Source organism: Streptomyces sp. NPDC001750 (genome assembly GCF_042892615.1).
Lineage (GTDB): Bacteria > Actinomycetota > Actinomycetes > Streptomycetales > Streptomycetaceae > Streptomyces.
The window spans coordinates 1-17,093 of sequence record NZ_JBIAUE010000019.1; the positions used below are offsets into that span (position 1 = coordinate 1).

A 17,093-nucleotide genomic window follows, 5' to 3' on the forward strand; every position below is an offset into this window, starting at 1 on the left:
GCCGAGGCCGTCGCGGCCGAGGTCGGGATCGACACGGTGTACGCGGAGGTCATGCCCGAGGACAAGGTCGACGTCGTCAAGGAACTCCAGTCCCAGGGGCGCTCCGTCGCCATGGTCGGCGACGGCGTGAACGACGCGGCGGCGCTCGCCCAGGCCGACCTGGGCCTGGCGATGGGTACGGGAACGGACGCCGCGATCGAGGCCGGTGACCTGACCCTGGTGCGCGGGGACCTGCGGGCCGCGGCGGACGCCATCCGGCTCGCCCGCCGGACGCTGGGCACCATCCGGACCAACCTGTTCTGGGCCTTCGCCTACAACGTGGCCGCCCTGCCGCTCGCCGCGGCCGGACTGCTCAACCCGATGATCGCGGGCGCGGCGATGGCGTTCTCGTCGGTCTTCGTGGTCGGCAACTCGCTGCGGCTGCGGGGGTTCCGGGCCGCGTCGTAGGCCCTTCCCCCCGCCCCGACGGGGCCTGCCCGGCCGCTTCCAGGCCCGGCGGGCCCCGTCGCGCGTGTCCGCGAATCCCGGCCGACGGCAACGGCAACGGCAACGGCAACGGCGGCAGCGGCAGCGGCAGCGGCAGCGGCAGCGGCAGCGATGGTCATCGGCGGAGGCCGTCGGCGGTGACAACGGCGACGACAGCAGTGACGGAAATCAGCGCCCGGTGCCGTAGAGCAGTAGATACGTCTAGTGCCGTGGCCGGAAAGGTTTGCCGGGAAGCTCGCGGCGTCCGGTGCGGTGCGTCGCACGGCGGAGGATCGCCTCGTACGGGACGTACTCGGGTGATGCGACAACGCGGCGAGGTGCCGCGCCGGACGCCGCGAGCCGGTGAACCTCTCCGGTCGCAGCACTAGGGTCGGGCCATGACCCAGAGTTCACGCGGACACAGCGCCCACGAGGAGGACGACGCCGAGGCCCGGCTCCGCGACCGCTGGCGGGAGACGCTCGTCGCCGCCCGGCGCGGGGCTCCCGGACCCGATCCGGGGCCGTACGCGGACAATCTGCTGTCCCGATGGGCCGAGCCGCAGCGGCGTTACCACACCACCGCGCACCTGATCGCGGTGCTCGACCACGTCGACACGCTCGCCGCGTACGCGGCCGACGCGGACGCCGTACGTCTGGCCGCCTGGTTCCACGACGCGGTGTACCGGCCCGACCGGTCCGAGAACGAGGAACGCAGCGCCGCCCTCGCCGAACGCGCCCTGCCGGAGGCGGGCGTACCCGACGACGTCACCGCGGAGGTGGCCCGGCTCGTCCGGCTCACCGTCACCCACGATCCGGCGGACGGCGACGCCGACGGCGAGGTGCTGTGCGACGCCGACCTCGCGATCCTGGCGGCGCCCCCGAAGGAGTACGCCGCCTACGCGGCACAGGTGCGCGAGGAGTACGACTTCGTGCCCGACGACGCGTTCCGTGAGGGGCGGACGACCGTACTGCGTCAACTGCTCAGCCTGCCCTGCCTGTTCCGCACGCCGTACGGGGCGGAGCACTGGGAGCCCCGCGCACGGCAGAATCTGCTGACCGAGCTGGAGCTGCTCGACCGCTGAGGCACGGGCGCCCGACGACGGGCAGGAGCACCGGACGACGGACCGGGGCACGGTCGGCGCACCGTACATGGCGGGTGTGTGACACCTGCGTAAAGGCGCCGTCGGAGGGAATGACGCGACGGCGAGGGCGGTTGTCAGCAGTCATGCCCGACTCCGCCGCTCGTCCTTCCCGTATGCCCCTGGCCGTCTACATCCTCGGTCTCTCCGTCTTCGCCCTGGGCACCAGCGAGTTCATGCTCTCCGGTCTGCTGCCGCCGATCGCCGACGACATGAACGTGTCCATCCCCCGTGCCGGACTCCTCATATCCGCCTTCGCGATCGGCATGGTGATCGGCGCCCCGCTGCTCGCCGTGGCCACCCTGCGACTGCCGCGCCGCACCACACTCATCTCCCTCATCTCCGTCTTCGGCCTCGGACAGGTCGTGGGCGCGCTGGCGCCGACGTACGAGGTGCTGTTCGCGTCGCGGATCGTGAGCGCCTTCGCCTGCGCCGGATTCTGGGCGGTGGGTGCGGCGGTCGCCATCGCGATGGTGCCGCTGAACGCCCGGGCCCGCGCGATGGCCGTGATGATCGGCGGCCTGTCGATCGCCAACGTGCTGGGCGTGCCCCTGGGGGCCCTGCTCGGCGAGAACCTCGGCTGGCGTTCGGCGTTCTGGGCCGTGGGCGCGGCGTCCGCCGTGGCACTGGTCGGCGTGGTGACGCTGATTCCGCGCATTCCGCTGCCGGAGCGCAAGCCGCGGCTCAGGCAGGAGATGGCCATCTACCGGGACCGGCAGGTGTGGCTGTCGATCGTGGTCACGGCCCTCGCCGCAGGCGGTGTCTTCTGCGCGTTCAGCTACCTGGCCCCGCTGCTCACGGATGTGGCCGGGCTGGACTCCGGGTGGGTGCCGACGGTGCTCGCGCTGTTCGGGATCGGTGCGCTGGTCGGTACGACGATCGGCGGCCGGGTCGCGGATGCGCATCTCTTCGGGGTGCTGATGAGCGGCATCGCGGCCTCGACGGTGTTCCTGATCGCGCTGGCGCTGCTCGCGTCGTACCAGGTGGCCGCGATCGGGCTCTCGTTCCTGCTGGGCGTGTCCGCGTTCTACACGGCCCCGGCGCTCAACGCCCGGATGTTCAACGTCGCGGGCGCCGCGCCGACGCTGGCCGGTGCGACCACGACCGCCGCGTTCAACCTGGGCAACACGGGCGGCCCCTGGCTGGGCGGTGCCGTGATCGACGCCGACCTCGGTTTCGCGGCGACCGCGTGGGCGGGAGCGGCCATGACCGTGCTGGCGCTGGTGGCCGTGGTGGTCTCGCTGAGGCTGCACGCTCGTGGGGGCAGGTCCCTGCGGGTGACCGGCTCACCCGCCCCGAAGGCGTCGGCATCGACGACGTCCACGGCTTCGATCACGTCCACCTCCACGGCTTCGCCTTCGGGCTCGGCCTCGGCTTCGGAGGTGGGCGCGGAGACGGGCACCACCGGGGCCTGAGCGCCCTGGATGCCCTGGGGCGGGCACGGTCCCGGCGGGTGTGTCCCCGTCAGTGGGTCCGTCCCATTCAGTGGGTTCGGGAGGCCGGGACCGGGACCGGAGGCGGGGCCAGGGCCGGGACCGGGCGCCCCTTGGGCCGTCGCAGCCCGGCGGCCGTGAGCCGCCGGACGAGTTCCTTCGAGCCGATCTCCTTCGCCCCGGCACGCACCGCGTCCTCGTAACACGACTCCGGTACGTCGTAGTGGTCCCGGTCGAACGCACGCCCCGGGCAGCCGATGGACTCCGCGAAGGCGTGCAGTTCCTCGAAGGACACGTCACTGACCAGGTGCGACCAGAGCCGCCCATGCCCCGGCCACTGCGGCGGGTCGATGTAGACCGTCACCGGCGCGCTATCCCGCCCAGCGAACCGACCGGTGCCACGGCGACGGCCGCCTTCGTGCACACCCAGTGCGGGTCCGGGCCCAGCTCCGGCTCGACGTCCAGGGCATGCGGGTCGCCCGCGTCGCAGACCGGGCAGAGCGGCCAGCGCCCGTACCGTTCGAGCAGCGCGTCCTGCACGTCCTGAGCGACCAGACCGACGACGAACGCGATGCCCTCGGGCCACTGCTCGACCCACCAGCGGCGATGCGTCACCGCGTCCTCGACCAGCGAGACGATCCCGGCCTCGGCGACGCCGCCCGCGGCGAGATCGGCCATCACCAGTGCGCGGGCCGTATGCAACGCCTGTTCCAAGGGATTCATCTCCATACGCCCATTGTCACCCGACCCGCGAGGCTGTCGGATCGCGAGCGGACTTCCCCCTTCGGCGGTCCCCTGCCCGGAAACCGACTTCCGGGCAGGGGGCCGAAAAGCGACTCCCGGGCACGGGACCGCCGAATGGGGGGTTGACGGACCCTCGGGTTGAAAATATCTTTCAAAGGTGACCAACGACCTGAAGGAAAGTTTCAGCGCCGACTCCCCGCCCGCCCCGGCGGCCCTCGCGGCCAAGGTGCGTACGCTCGCGCCGTCGATGACCCGCTCCATGCAGCGTGTCGCCGAAGCCGTCGCGGGTGATCCTGCCGGTTGCGCCGCCCTGACGGTCACCGGTCTCGCCGAGCTCACCGGCACCAGCGAGGCGACGGTGGTCCGTACGGCCCGCCTCCTCGGCTACCCCGGCTACCGCGATCTGCGCCTCGCCCTCGCCGGCCTCGCGGCGCACCAGCAGTCGGGCCGGGCGCCGTCCGTCACCGCCGACATAGCGGTCGACGACCCCATTGCCGACGTGGTCGCGAAGCTGGCCTACGACGAGCAGCAGACCCTCGCCGACACGGCCGCCGGGCTCGACACGGTCCAGCTCGGTGCCGCCGTGGCCGCCGCCTCCACCGCGCGCCGCATCGACATCTACGGCGTGGGCGCCTCCTCCCTCGTCGGCCAGGACCTGGCGCAGAAGCTGGCCCGTATCGGCCTGATCGCGCACTCCCACACGGACCCGCACCTCGCGGTGACCAACGCCGTGCAGCTGCGTTCCGGCGATGTCGCCATAGCGATCACGCACTCCGGTTCCACCGTCGACGTCATCGAGCCGCTGCGGGTCGCCTTCGACCACGGCGCGACGACGATCGCGATCACCGGCCGCCCCGACGGCCCCGTGACGCAGTACGCCGATCACGTGCTGACCACGTCCACCGCCCGCGAGACCGAGCTGAGACCCGCCGCGATGTCGAGCCGCACGAGTCAACTGCTCGTCGTCGACTGCCTGTTCGTGGGAGTCGCGCAGCGCACCTACGAAACGGCCGCCCCCGCCCTCGCCGCCTCCTACGAGGCACTGGCCCACCGCCACACCCCACGCCCGCGCTGACGCCTGCGCCGGCCCGGGCGCCTCGCAGCACCTCCGTACCGCGACCACCTGTCCCAGGCCCCGCACCCGCACCCGCACCCGCACCCGCACCCGCACCCGCGAAACCGTACGAGACCGAGAAAGAGAAAGCAGAGCCTTCCTCCATGACCTCCACGACCGACGCCGACCGTACGGGCGCCGAAGCCACCTCCCCCGCCGGGTACGGAGAACTCCGCGCCCAGCTCGACACGCTCACCACCGAGGCGTTCCGCCCTGAGCTGGCCGAGATCGACCGGCTGAGCACGCTCGAAATCGCCCGGGTCATGAACGGCGAGGACCAGTCGGTCCCGGCCGCCGTCGGCGCCCGGCTGCCCGAGATCGCCGCGGCGATCGACGGCACGGCGGAGCGCATGGCCCGGGGCGGCCGACTGATCTACGCGGGCGCGGGCACCGCGGGCCGGCTCGGCGTGCTGGACGCCAGCGAGTGCCCGCCCACCTTCAACACCGACCCGTCCCAGGTCGTCGGCCTGATCGCGGGTGGTCCGTCCGCCATGGTCAAGGCCGTCGAGGGCGCCGAGGACAGCAAGGAGCTGGCCGCCGCCGATCTGGAGGCCCTGGGACTCACCACCGACGACACGGTGGTCGGCATCTCCGCCTCCGGCCGCACGCCGTACGCGATCGGCGCCGTCGAGCACGCCCGGGCCAAGGGCGCGCTGACCATCGGGCTGTCCTGCAACGCGGGCTCGGCGCTGGCCGCCGCGGCCGAGCACGGCATCGAGGTCGTCGTCGGCCCCGAACTGATCACCGGCTCCACCCGGCTCAAGGCCGGTACGGCGCAGAAGCTCGTCCTCAACATGATCTCGACGATCACGATGATCCGGCTCGGCAAGACGTACGGGAACCTGATGGTCGACGTCCGCGCCTCCAACGACAAGCTGCGCGCACGCTCCCGCCGGATCGTCTCCCTCGCCGCCGGCGCGTCCGACGCCGAGATCGAGGCCGCGCTCACCGCGACCGACGGCGAGGTGAAGAACGCCATCCTCGCCATCCTCGGCCAGGTCGACGGCCCCACGGCCGAGAGCCTGCTGGCCGCGTCCGGCGGCCATCTCCGGGCCGCCCTCGCCGCCGCCCCACAAACCACCGAAACCGCCAGCACCACTGGCACGACCAGCTCCACTGGCACGACCAACACGACCGAAACCAGCCGAACCACCAGCACCACCTGAACCATCGGCACCACCCCCGCACAGCAAGGCACCCCGCACCATGGCACCAGAAGACAAGAACCGCGCCACCGCCGCCGCGATCCTTCCGCTCGTCGGTGGCGCCGCGAACGTCGACTCCATCGCCCACTGCATGACCCGGCTCCGGCTGGGTCTGCACGACCGCTCGCTCGTCGACGACGAGGCCCTGAAGGCGATACCCGCCGTCATGGGCGTGGTCGAGGACGACACGTACCAGATCGTCCTCGGCCCGGGCACCGTCGCCCGGGTCACACCGGAATTCGAACGGCTGGTGGAGGAGGGCAGGGAGGCCGCCACCCCGGCGCCCGCGTCCACCCCCACCTCCGGGCCCGCCCCCGCCTCCGACCCCGCCTCCGCGTCCGCTTCGGAAGCCGCCTCCGCGGAGGAACTGGCCTCTCAGGGCGCGGCGATGAAGGCGGCGCGCAAGGCGAAGAACGCCACCCCGTTCAAGCTCTTCCTGCGCCGGATCGCGAACATCTTCGTCCCGCTGATCCCGGCGCTCATCGGCTGCGGCATCATCGCGGGTCTCAACGGCCTGCTGGTGAACCTGGGCTGGCTGACCTCGGTCACGCCCGCGCTCGCCGCGATGGCGTCCGGGTTCATGGCGCTGATCGCCGTGTTCGTGGGGTTCAACGCGGCGAAGGAGTTCGGTGGTACGCCGATCCTGGGCGGCGCGGTCGCGGCGATCATCGTCTTCCCGGGCGTCGCGAACATCGAGGCGTTCGGCCAGAAGCTCTCCCCCGGACAGGGCGGTGTGCTGGGCGCGCTCGGCGCGGCGGTGCTCGCGGTGTACGTGGAGAAGTGGTGCCGCCGCTGGGTGCCCGAGGCGCTGGACGTCCTGGTCACCCCGACATTCACGGTCCTGGTCTCCGGCCTGGTGACGATCTTCGGCCTGATGTTCGTGGCCGGCGAGGTCTCCACCGCGATCGGTTCGTTCGCCGACTGGCTGCTCGCCAACGGCGGCGCGGGCGCGGGCTTCGTGCTCGGCGGCCTGTTCCTGCCCCTGGTGATGCTGGGCCTGCATCAGGCGCTCATCCCGATCCACACCACCCTGATCGAGCAGCAGGGCTACACGGTCCTGCTCCCGATCCTCGCGATGGCGGGCGCCGGCCAGGTCGGTGCGGCCGTGGCGGTCTACTTCCGGCTGCCCCGCAACGGCTCGGTCCGCCGCACCATCAAGTCCGCCCTCCCTGCCGGTCTGCTCGGCGTCGGTGAGCCGCTGATCTACGGTGTCAGCCTCCCGCTGGGCCGCCCGTTCATCACGGCGTGCGTGGGCGGCGCGTTCGGCGGCGGCTTCATCGGCCTGTTCAACCAGCTCGGGGACAAGGTCGGCTCCACGGCCATCGGCCCCTCCGGCTGGGCCCTGTTCCCGCTCCTCGACGGCAACCGCGGCCTGGGCACCACGGTCGCGATCTACGGCGGCGGGCTGCTGATCGGCTACCTGGCCGGCTTCCTCGCCACGTACTTCTTCGGCTTCGGCAAGGAACTCCTGGCCGAGTTCAACGTCTCGCAGGAACCGGCGGGTGCCACGGCCTCCGGCGCCCCCGGCACCGCCACGGGCACGGCATCGGCCCCGGCCCCTGGTCCGGGCCCGGACCAGACAAAGGAACCCGCGGGCCTGTGACCAGGTGAACGACACGGAGAGGGCGGCACCCGGAACGGGCGCCGCCCTCTCCGCCGTCCGGCCACCCTGCGGTCTTCGTCCGATCGCCTCCGCTCTTTGTCCGGTGCGCGTCGGGTCGCCGCCCGGTCCCATCTCGTCCCGCCCCGTCACGTCCCACAGGGGAATTCACCCCTGAGCAGTGTCGTCTCGAAGGGCACAAGAAGCCACCGGACCGCGCCCGGCCGCCTGGCCTCCCGGGCATCAGACCCCCTGACCGATCCGGGCCCCTGACCGATCCGGCCGCCTGCCGATCCGGCCGCCAGACCACCCGCGCCCCGCACATCCACCGCGCATCCCCGCAAAGGCCGGTCGGTTGCCGCACGGTGTCGGCCTGGGCCACCGGTGTGTCCCGCGTTCAGCGCGGGAGCCGCCCCTCCCGGTTGACCTCCGTCACCCGCGCCCGCAGCACCAGTCCTGGAGGCGCCGCCCGTACGAGGTGCGGCGGGCAGTCCCACTCCGCTCCGCCGCCCGGCGCCCGAAGTTGTACGTACGGCCCGACGCTCCCCATCACACGCCCCACCCGTCCGTCCCGCGCGTCCACCGCGAACGTCCCGGGCTCAGGCACCCCCGGTGACACCGACGCCCCCGGCAAACCCTGCACGCCGTGTGTCTCCTGCGCACCCTCCGAGCCCTGGGCGCCCGGCCCGATGTCCTCACCGGTCATGTCCGGCCATCCCCTTTGCCTCCAGCACCACGCTCAGCCGCAGCGCCGTGTCCAGGTTGCACCGGCCGAGCTCCACCAGCGGCGTGGGATCACTCCCGGCGCACGACACCGGATCGACCCGCAACGACGGCAGCGTGATCCCCACCCCCGAGAAACCTTCTTTCAACCGTGCCACCGCATCCTCCGCCGCCCGCACTTTCCCCTCCGCCGCTTCGCGCCGTTCCATCGTCGTCATGATCTATACCTTTCCACTCTGCGTAATGACAATGCATACCCAGAGTGTCCAACGCGCGACGGACCAGGAAGAGGCGCAGAAGCTACAACCGCACGTGCGTCACAGGGAGTTGTCATGTCGGGGCCCAGAGCGAGAGGCCGGACCGGCGCGGAAGCCGGACGAACCACTGAAGGATCCAACGGATGAACCACTGCATGAACCACTGGGCGAGCCGCTGCATGCCCCCTGAGGGCCGAGCCGCCGGGTGAATCGGTGAGGACCAATGGCGCGGGCCGTCAGGGGCTCTGCCCGGACCAACGAGCCAGGCGCCCGGACCGTCGAAGTCGGTCGCGAACCATCGAGCTCGGCGCCCGGACCGTCAGGCCCGGGCGCCGGCCGTCAACTTCAGCTCGGACCGTCAACTTCGGTGCGGGCCGTCGACTTCGGCGTGAACCGTCAACTTCGGCACGGGCCGTCCAGAAGGCCGCTGATCTCGTCGTGGAGTCCGTACGGCAGACGGACGGCCCAGCGGTCGGCCGCCTCGGCGGCCAGCTCCCGGCTCCAGCGCCAGCTTTCACGTGCCGCCCTGCGCACCTCCGTCTCCCGGGCGGCGGAGGTGGTCGCCGTGTAACGATCACGGTCAGCGGCGGGCAGGTCCTGTTCCAGCGCCCGGCTCGGGGTGAGCCAGTGGGCGGTCCTGCCACGCAGCAGACGGCAGAGCTGGAGCTGCTGCGGCGCCACGGCGGTGTGCAGCAGGGCATGGGCTCGGGCGATCTCACCACGGGCCAGGACGTGGGCGAGCATAAGCGTCCAGTTCGCCGACTCGTCGGTGAGCTGCTGGGCGGTGACGGCCGGCTCGGGCGGGCGGAACTCGGCCAGCTGCCGTGCCGCCCGGGTCAGGCGGCCGGTCCGGTCGAGCAGGACGGCGTCCTCGGGGCGGGGCAGGTGCACCATCCCCCGCCACGTGGGCACTTCCTCGATCCCGGCACCTGCGGCGGTCAGATGGAACTCGCCGCGCATCAGGTCGTCGAAGACCACGGCGAGGATTCCGTACATGTTGGTGTACGCCAGCTTGAGCGGAGAGAGCTGCCCGAGGAAGGCGGGACCGTCGAACTCGGGGAGCCGGTCGTCGTGGACGTAGAGGTACGCCTCGATGTCCGAGTGGGTGTCGGCCTCGCCCAGGGTCCAGGACCCGTAGAGCAGGACGCCTTCGAGACGGTCGTCGGCGTGGGCGATCCGCCGCAGCCGGGCGATGCGGTCGTCGAGGGCGGGGCATGCGGAACGAACGGACATGATGGGTCCTGTCTCCTGAATCACGCGCGCCGGGCAGGCACGCTGACGAAGCCCGGCACGCGCCGGGCGGATCGGTGCGGATACCGCCGTCCGCTCAGGAGAAGTTGCAGCCCATGGCCGCCATCTTCGCAGAGTGCCCACGCCCGGCCCCGCCCCTGTAGCCCGAAGGAACGAGGACGGCGCACGCACACTCCGCCGAGTGGGAGTTTTCGGCCATGCATATCGTTTCGATGAGAATCATTCCGCGGCGCAATCATGCGGCGGTGATCTCATCGAATCGCACGACTCACCGTCCCAAGTCCCTTCTCTCCGCCGGGCTCGGCGCACTCACCGTGCTGTCCCTGCTCCCGGCGGTTCCGGCCGCCGCGTCGGCCCCCGCCGAGGACGCGTCGCCGCGTTCCGCCGCCCAGTTCTCACCCCGTACGGTGACCCGACCGAGCGGCGGACCTCCGCCCACCTCGACTCGCTGCAAAACCGGCCGGAGCGGCTGAGTGCGTTCTTCAAGGCGCTGCCCGAGGCGACCGAGTTCCTGATCAAGCTCGCGGGCGAAAGTCTCACGGATCGACATCAGCCACGAGTACGAGTACGCGGCCAGGACGTACGGTCTGCGCTGCACCGAGCTGAAGGACCTCGCCCGCGCGTCGCTGGAGTACACGTTCCGCGACGGTCGCAGGCTGTGGGTCCGCGGTTCCGCACCCACCGGCTACCGCATGGTCGCCGCCTGCCGGGCCGGCATCTCGCTGCACCTGGCTTCCGATGGCGCCTCGGCGGCCGTCGACTGGCGGCTGTTTGTGCCCGAGAGCTGGGATCCGGCCTCGCCGAAGGCCGATGTGGCCGAGGTGGCCCGCCGCACCAAGTGCGGCTGCCGAGCGCTGCTCTTGAAAAGGCGTGGCTGCAGGGTCTTGAAAAGGCGTGGCTGCCGGGCAGCCGTGATGCGAAAATCAGTCCGCAACTTGATCCACATCCGCGTCCAGGAGGTCCGCATGGACGTCGCCTCGCTGCTGCCATTGACCACGGCCCGGTTGTCCCTTCGTCTGTTCACTCCCGGCGACGCCGACGACCTGTACGCCTACCAGAGCCTGCCGAGCGTGGCGCGCTACTTGTACCGGCCGGCGCATACGCGTGAGCGCAGCGAGCAGGTTGCCGCCGAGCGCGCGGCGCAGACGGCCTGGCGCGCCGACGGGGACAAGCTGGCGCTCGCTGTCTGCCGACGCGATGAGCCCGGCGTCCTTGGCGAGGTGAGCCTCGCCCTGGCCGATGCCCGCGCCGCCCAGGCCGAGATCGGCTGGACTCTCGACCCAGGTCACCAGGGGCACGGCTACGCGACCGAGGCGGCCGCGGCGCTGGCCGGGTTTGCCTTCGACACGCTGGGCGTGCACCGGCTCTACGCACGGCTGGATGTGGAAAACACCGGGTCCGTGCGGGTCTGTGAGCGCCTCGGGATGCGCCGGGAGGCGCACCTGGTCGAGAACGACCTCGACGGGGATCGCTGGGGCAGCGAGTACATCTACGCGGCGCTGTCCGCGGATCTTGGCAGTCGATCAGGCGATTGAGCCCGACGCCGCCTCCTGTTCGTGATCTTCCAGATGGGAGAATCCTGGTATGTCCGGTGGGGGTGGCCTGTTCGAGGTGGATCCGGCGGCGGTGGTGAAGCCGGAGACCGCCCGACGGTGGCAGTGACGAAGACCTTCCGGGCGTTCGCCCCCGACCGGATGCTGATGCTGCCGCCGTCACTGGATGAGTGGCTGCCCGAGGGGCATCCGGCCCGATTCGTGGCCGAACTGGTCGACGAGGCGCTACCTGGGCCCGATCCTGGCGTCCTGCACCGAGAAGCGCGGATTCCCGCCGTATGACCCGCGGTTGATGGTCCGGCTGCTGATCTACGGGTACACCACTGGAGTGCGCTCGTCGCGGGCGATCGAGCGCAAGTGCACCGATGATGTGGCCTTCCGCTATCTGGCCGCGGGGGCGGGGCCGGACTAGTGCCGCATCAGGCAACGTTTGCCCCGTCGCACCGTCCGGCACGCACTCCCCCAAGGCCTCAAGGGCCAGGGGGACCCCCTTCGGCGTTGGCCGAAAGCCCACGTAGCCCTTCCCCAAGCTCTCGACTTCGTTCGAGCAGGGGAGACCCCATCCGAGGGCTTCCGGCCGCCTTGCGATCAATGGGGTCTCCCCTGCTCGAACAAGGCTGAGAGCTTGGGGAAGCACCGGACGCCGCTCCTTCCGGGCAAACCTTGCCGGTCACGGCACTACCGGTCGACATCCCGGTTCAGGGCCGGCACCTGGACGCCCTGGCCGGGAGCTTCACCCAGTCGCTGGCAGCCCGCGTCGAGGAGCGCCTGACGTAAACCCGCACGGCACACCGGTGCCCCGCGCGACACCGTTGACCCCGCGCGTGCGAGAGCCGGTCACGGCGCACACATGGCCGGGCCCGGCCCCGGGGCCTGAGCTCCGGGGCCGGGCCCGCCGCGTTCCTCGTCCCGTTCCCCGCCCCACTCCCCCACCGCCGCTCCCGCTACCCCTGCCGCTCCCGCGCACCCGGCTCCTGCTCCCGCTCCTGTTCCGGCGCCGACCAGAGGTGCCCGAGCGCACCGAGCACGAGCCGGCAGACGTCGTCCGGCTCCGCCCCGGCCAGCGGCTCGCGGGCGACGACCGTCCGCATCAGGCCGATTCCGAGCAGCCACGCCATGGCCAGATCCGCGCGCAGGGCGCCGTCCGCCGTACCGGAGAGCCCGGAAAGCGCCTTCTGGTACTCCTCCCCCAGCTCCCGCAGGGTTCCGGCCGCTTCGTCGCCCCGACCGATGGACCGCAGGTAGACCTCCAGGGTGCGGTCTCCCGTGTCTCCCGCGCTGCGGGTCAGCATCGAGCGCAGGGCGGTCTCGAAAAGCTCCTCGGGCGGGGTGGCGCGCAACTGCTCCAGTCCGCCCTGGGCCAGGACCTCGGTGAGCAGCCCCTGCTTGGAGCCGAAGTAGCGGAACAGCAGTGCCTGGTTGACCCCCGCCCGTGCCGCGATGCTCCGTACCGTCGTCGCCTCGTAACCCTGTTCCGCGAACAGGTCGTGGGCCGCGTCCAGCAGACGACGGCGTGTGGCGGCGGCGTCCCGACGAGGCGTGGCGGCGGCGTCCCGGCGGCGCTGTTGGAACGGCAGGGCGGGGGCGGACTCCATGTCGGCCTTCCTCTCGGACCTCTCGGAGCGGCCCGTAAGGATAACGGCCGTAATGCGTCGTTGACCTGCCGTACGGCCACTCCTACCGTTGTAAGCAGCTGCTTACATAACGAAAGCCGCTTACCACCGGAGGTCGCAGTGACCACAGCAGACGTCACCCCCCTCGCCTATCCCTTCAACACCGCCGCAGGGCTGGAACTCTCCGAGGAGTACGAACGCGTACGCGACCAGCAGGGTCTGTTACGCGTCCAGATGCCCTACGGCGAGCCGGCCTGGCTCGTCACCCGTTACGCGGACGCCCGGCTGGTCCTCGGTGACCAGCGCTTCAGCCGGGCGGCGGCCCTCTCGCACGACGAGCCCCGGCAGTCCGAGGGGCGGCGCGACAGCGGCATCCTCAGCATGGACCCGCCCGACCACACCCGACTGCGTTCCCTGGTCGCCAAGGCGTTCACGGTGCGCCAGGTGGAGAAACTCCGCCCGCAGGTACGGGCGTTGACGTCGGACCTGCTCGACGAGATGGAAGCGGCCGGCCAACCTGCCGATCTGGTCGATCTGTTCGCGCTTCCGCTGCCGGTCGCGGTGATCTGCCGAATGCTGGGCGTCCCCACCGAGGACCGCCCGAAATTCCGCGTGTGGAGCGATGCCGCGCTGTCCACGAGTTCGCTCACCGCCGAGGAGTTCGACCGCAACCGCGAGGAACTGCGGGCGTACATGGCCGAGTTGATCGCGCAGCACCGTGCGGAACCGCGCGACGACCTGATGACGGCCCTGATCGAGGCCCGCGACGGCCGCGACCGGCTCTCCGAGCTCGAACTCGTCGATCTGTGCGTCGGCATCCTGGTGGCCGGACACGAGACCACGGCGTCGCAGATCCCCAACTTCGTTCTCACACTGCTGGATCACCCGGACCAGCTGGCCCGGCTCAGGGCCGAACCCGGACTCATCCCGAACGCGGTCGAGGAGCTGCTGCGCTTCGTGCCGCTGGGCAGCGGATCCGGTCAGCCCCGTTACGCCACCGAGGACATCGAGGTCGGCGGAACGCTCGTCCGGGCCGGGAGCCCGGTCCTGGTCGCCATCGGCGCGGCCAACCGCGACGCACTGCGGTTCTCCGCCCCGGGTGTGCTGGACGTCGCCCGCGAGGGTAATCAGCACCTGGGATTCGGCCACGGCGTGCACCACTGCCTGGGCGCCCCGCTCGCCCGGCTGGAACTCCAGGAGGCGCTGAGCGCCCTGATCGCCCGCTTCCCGGGGCTGCGGCTGGCGGACGACGTGACCTGGAAATCCGAGATGCTGGTGCGCGGCCCGCGCGTCATGCCGATCGGCTGGTGACCGCCATGACCGATGTCACCAAGTGGAACGTACGCGTCGATCCGGAACTCTGCCAGGGATCGGGCATGTGCGCCGGAACGGTCCCCGAGGTGTTCGCGCTGGACGGGATGCGTGACGGGCGCGAGCACGCCCGGGTCAAGGCCGACGGGATCGAGCCGGACGAGCGGGTCCTGGACGCGGCCGACATCTGTCCCGCGCTGGCGATCACCGTGCACGACGGCACATCGGTCATCGCCCCGAGCCGCGACTGAGCCCCGTCCGGGGTCCGGCGGACCTCCCGCCGGACCCCGGACCGCAGACCACACACCCGATGGCCAACCCGGGCTACGGCAAGCGCTCCACCCCCTCGCAACTCCCCCGCACGGGCCACGACTTCGCGCACCTTCCGGCCCGCGAGGCGTCCATCGCCGCCTACCTCGACCAGCTGCCCGAGGGCGCCGACATCTCCGTGAAGACGCTCGCCAAGGTCCTCCCCTACGGACAGTGCGCCCTGCGGACCGCCCTCAACAGGCTCCAGGACGCCGGGCATCTGCGACGCGGCAGTGAATGCGTCGGCGGCGACCGGACATTGCTGTGGGTGACTCGCACGTTCTTCTCCCGTACCGCGCGGGACGACGACTGGTGGGCGGCGTTCACCCGGGGCGACGTTCCCCCGGAGCAGCGCCGACGGCCCACCCGTTCCCGGGCGTTCGTGCTGCTCGCCGCCCTCGGCCACAACGCCCCCTCGCTCACCCTGGCGGAGAAGGACTGCACGGCACTGGAACCGCTGATCACCGAATGGTTCGAGCGCGGCGCCACGGAGGCGGAACTCCTGCACGCCCTCACCGACGGTCTCCCCAACCCCGTCCACCACGCCCCGGGCCTCGTCCGTACGCGGCTGGTCGACAAGATGCCGCCCGATCGCGCGCGCATCGCGGCCTCGACCGGAGCGGCGGCACCGCGCCCGCTGCTGCGCACCCTCGAATGCGGCGAGTGCCGCGCCCCCGGCCCCGCGGAGGCCCTGATCGGGGGCCGCTGCGGCCCCTGCCGCGGCACTGCCGACAAGGCGCCCCCCGCCGGACCGCTCGGAGCCGTTCCCCCGTTCCACGTCCGCGACCGGATGAGCGAGGTCCGGGCCGGGCTGATCCCGCGCTCCGAACGGCCGTCCAGGCTGCGGCCGTAGCGGAACGCCCCGCTGCGGCTGGGGCGGAACTCGCTTGCGGCGCGACCGCCCCCGGAGCCGGCCGGAGCGGCCGTGCCGGTCGGAGCAGCGGTGCCGGACGGTGTGACCACAGCGCTCGGCACGCCTCACGACCCTCACCAGCCCCCACATGTCCGAATCCGGCTCCCACCTGGGAGTGGTTTGATCCACTTCTTCCACCCGGCCGCTACTCCTCGTGTTCACCATGACGCCTGTTGTGATGAACCGGCCCAAAGGGGAACGACCTGTGTCCGAACCGACCCGCGAGCAGATCGCCTCGGCGCTGCGGAGCAAGCCTCCTATCGCCCTGACTCCCGGCCTCCGTCTGGAGGCCGAGCCGCACGGCGCCCTTCCGCTGCCGCCCAGTACCGTGTGGGACCTGCCGGGCGGCACCGCCTGGGTGTATTTCGGCGAGGGGAACCGGGATCTCGTACGGCCCGTGATCCTGGCCGACGGATTCAACACCGGGCCGAGCAGTCTGGACTTCTCCTGGGAGGGCCTGGAGTTCGGCGACTACGCGCTCATCAGCGAACTGCGCCGCCGGGGACACGACGTGATCCTCCTCGGGTACCACGAACGCAGTGCGTCGGTTCTGGACAATTCCCGGACCGCGCAGGCCGCGATCATGCGTGCGATCGCCGAGCGGCGGGGCGACACACCACTGGCCGTCGGCGGGTTCGGCATGGGCGGCCTGGTCACCCGGCACGCGCTGGCCAAGCTGGAGCACGAGCGCGTGGACCATCGGACCGCGTTGTACTTCTCGTACGACAGCCCGCACCGCGGTGCCTGGATCCCGGTCGCGCTCCAGGCGTTCGCGCACTACATCAAGGTGCTCGACAGCCGGTTCTCCGACCAGATCAACAGCCCGGCCGCCCGCCAGTTGCTGTGGCGGCACATCGAGGAATGGAACGGCGTACCGGCGCAGAGCGACGAACGCACCGCGTTCCTCGCCGAGATGAGGAACGTCGGCGAATGGCCGCGCAGGCCGCGGCTGATCGGGGTCGCCAACGGCACGGCCGACGGAAGCGGCACCGATGTCCGGGCCGGGGAACTGGCCCTGGAGGGCAAGGGACTGTCGGTCGTCGGCACCGAGCTCTACACCCAGGCACCGGGCGACGGCGAACTCGTCGCGAAGCCCAGGGTGGTGACCCTGAAGTCCAACGAGGTACGCACGTCCGGCCTCCCGTCCATCGACGGCGCCCCCGGTGGTTCGCTGGAGGGCTTCGGCATCCTCGCCGACGGTTTCAACGCCCTCAATCCGATCCTGGGCTTCAAGACCGACGTCCGTATCCGCTCGCACTGCTTCGTGCCGTCCGTCAGCGCGGTCGACATCCGCGACCTGGACACCGACGAGGATCTGTACGCGGACATCTCCGCGCTCCCGTCCGAGGACAGCGGGCTCGACGAATTCCGACTGGCCTCCCGGAACGAGGGCCACACCCTCGTGACCGAGGAGCTCTGCACCTGGCTCCTCGACCGGCTCCCGTAGCGTCGCGAACGCCGCG

The 17,093-nt window shown here is 71.4% G+C and carries 17 protein-coding genes and 2 pseudogenes; 13 read left to right on the top strand and 6 right to left on the bottom strand.

Annotation, left to right across the window (positions count from 1 at the left end; all coding sequences use genetic code 11):
* The 3 genes from ACFYY6_RS25905 to ACFYY6_RS25915 form a co-directional block, all read left to right on the top strand.
* Window positions 1-447: HAD-IC family P-type ATPase (locus ACFYY6_RS25905; RefSeq protein WP_389195391.1), on the top strand; the 447-nt coding region annotated here is incomplete at its 5' end.
* A gap of 416 nt (window positions 448-863) precedes the next feature.
* Window positions 864-1,547 (top strand): hypothetical protein, encoded by a 684-nt coding sequence (locus tag ACFYY6_RS25910; protein WP_351525194.1) that lies wholly within the window; start codon window positions 864-866, stop codon window positions 1,545-1,547.
* Window positions 1,548-1,720: 173 nt separating this feature from the next.
* Complete coding sequence (locus tag ACFYY6_RS25915) at window positions 1,721-3,019, top strand: Cmx/CmrA family chloramphenicol efflux MFS transporter (RefSeq protein WP_389195394.1); 1,299 nt, start codon at window positions 1,721-1,723, stop codon at window positions 3,017-3,019.
* Window positions 3,020-3,086: 67 nt separating this feature from the next.
* On the opposite strand, the gene ACFYY6_RS25920 is transcribed toward ACFYY6_RS25915, so the two are convergent.
* Window positions 3,087-3,401, bottom strand: a complete 315-nt coding sequence (locus ACFYY6_RS25920; protein ID WP_351525193.1) for a DUF4031 domain-containing protein — start codon at window positions 3,399-3,401, stop codon at window positions 3,087-3,089.
* A complete protein-coding gene (locus ACFYY6_RS25925; protein ID WP_351525192.1) occupies window positions 3,398-3,766 on the bottom strand; it encodes a hypothetical protein in 369 nt (122 codons plus the stop codon). Before ACFYY6_RS25925 ends, ACFYY6_RS25920 begins: the two co-directional genes overlap by 4 nt.
* Before the next feature lie 172 nt (window positions 3,767-3,938).
* Here ACFYY6_RS25925 and ACFYY6_RS25930 point away from each other — a divergent pair, with 172 nt between their 5' ends.
* The 3 genes from ACFYY6_RS25930 (at window position 3,939) to ACFYY6_RS25940 (ending at window position 7,703) form a co-directional block, all read left to right on the top strand.
* The gene (locus ACFYY6_RS25930; RefSeq protein WP_073789205.1) at window positions 3,939-4,856 is read left to right on the top strand and encodes a MurR/RpiR family transcriptional regulator; all 918 of its coding nucleotides are present in this window, start codon (window positions 3,939-3,941) and stop codon (window positions 4,854-4,856) included.
* 143 nt (window positions 4,857-4,999) lie between these two features.
* Entirely contained in the window at window positions 5,000-6,061 is a 1,062-nt protein-coding gene (murQ, locus tag ACFYY6_RS25935; protein WP_389195396.1) for an N-acetylmuramic acid 6-phosphate etherase, read from the top strand.
* A gap of 40 nt (window positions 6,062-6,101) precedes the next feature.
* Window positions 6,102-7,703, top strand: a complete 1,602-nt coding sequence (locus ACFYY6_RS25940; RefSeq protein ID WP_388650664.1) for a PTS transporter subunit EIIC — start codon at window positions 6,102-6,104, stop codon at window positions 7,701-7,703.
* 394 nt (window positions 7,704-8,097) lie between these two features.
* Here the strand turns inward: ACFYY6_RS25940 and ACFYY6_RS25945 are convergent, their stop codons facing one another.
* The 3 genes from ACFYY6_RS25945 to ACFYY6_RS25955 form a co-directional block, all read right to left on the bottom strand.
* Window positions 8,098-8,406: a hypothetical protein gene (locus ACFYY6_RS25945; RefSeq protein ID WP_351627111.1), complete on the bottom strand. Its 309-nt coding sequence runs from the start codon at window positions 8,404-8,406 to the stop codon at window positions 8,098-8,100.
* The gene (locus ACFYY6_RS25950; RefSeq protein WP_351525189.1) at window positions 8,396-8,641 is read right to left on the bottom strand and encodes a hypothetical protein; all 246 of its coding nucleotides are present in this window, start codon (window positions 8,639-8,641) and stop codon (window positions 8,396-8,398) included. The genes ACFYY6_RS25945 and ACFYY6_RS25950 overlap by 11 nt, the downstream gene beginning before the upstream one ends.
* A gap of 435 nt (window positions 8,642-9,076) precedes the next feature.
* The gene (locus tag ACFYY6_RS25955; protein ID WP_386608319.1) at window positions 9,077-9,913 is read right to left on the bottom strand and encodes a nucleotidyltransferase domain-containing protein; all 837 of its coding nucleotides are present in this window, start codon (window positions 9,911-9,913) and stop codon (window positions 9,077-9,079) included.
* A 551-nt stretch (window positions 9,914-10,464) separates the two neighbouring features.
* Here ACFYY6_RS25955 and ACFYY6_RS25960 point away from each other — a divergent pair.
* The 3 genes and pseudogenes from ACFYY6_RS25960 to ACFYY6_RS25970 all read left to right on the top strand — a co-directional run.
* Window positions 10,465-10,740 (top strand): annotated as a pseudogene (locus tag ACFYY6_RS25960) (transposase); the annotation flags it as partial.
* Between the two features lie 156 nt (window positions 10,741-10,896).
* Entirely contained in the window at window positions 10,897-11,466 is a 570-nt protein-coding gene (locus tag ACFYY6_RS25965) for a GNAT family N-acetyltransferase (protein WP_324783286.1), read from the top strand.
* Between the two features lie 159 nt (window positions 11,467-11,625).
* A pseudogene (locus ACFYY6_RS25970) lies at window positions 11,626-11,893 on the top strand (transposase); the annotation flags it as partial.
* 535 nt (window positions 11,894-12,428) lie between these two features.
* On the opposite strand, the gene ACFYY6_RS25975 reads toward ACFYY6_RS25970, so the two are convergent.
* Complete coding sequence (locus ACFYY6_RS25975; RefSeq protein WP_389195400.1) at window positions 12,429-13,079, bottom strand: TetR family transcriptional regulator; 651 nt, start codon at window positions 13,077-13,079, stop codon at window positions 12,429-12,431.
* Window positions 13,080-13,217: 138 nt separating this feature from the next.
* On the opposite strand from ACFYY6_RS25975, the gene ACFYY6_RS25980 reads away from it, so the two are divergent.
* From ACFYY6_RS25980 to ACFYY6_RS25995, 4 genes are all read left to right on the top strand, one after another.
* On the top strand, window positions 13,218-14,408 hold the full coding sequence (locus tag ACFYY6_RS25980) for a cytochrome P450 (RefSeq protein ID WP_351525831.1): 1,191 nt from the start codon (window positions 13,218-13,220) through the stop codon (window positions 14,406-14,408).
* Window positions 14,409-14,413: 5 nt separating this feature from the next.
* Window positions 14,414-14,659, top strand: coding sequence for a ferredoxin (locus ACFYY6_RS25985; RefSeq protein ID WP_351628507.1), 246 nt, complete (start codon window positions 14,414-14,416; stop codon window positions 14,657-14,659).
* A 59-nt stretch (window positions 14,660-14,718) separates the two neighbouring features.
* Window positions 14,719-15,570, top strand: a complete 852-nt coding sequence (locus tag ACFYY6_RS25990) for a hypothetical protein (protein WP_389195404.1) — start codon at window positions 14,719-14,721, stop codon at window positions 15,568-15,570.
* Window positions 15,571-15,835: 265 nt separating this feature from the next.
* On the top strand, window positions 15,836-17,077 hold the full coding sequence (locus ACFYY6_RS25995; protein ID WP_351525836.1) for a hypothetical protein: 1,242 nt from the start codon (window positions 15,836-15,838) through the stop codon (window positions 17,075-17,077).
* Window positions 17,078-17,093: the final 16 nt, after the last annotated feature.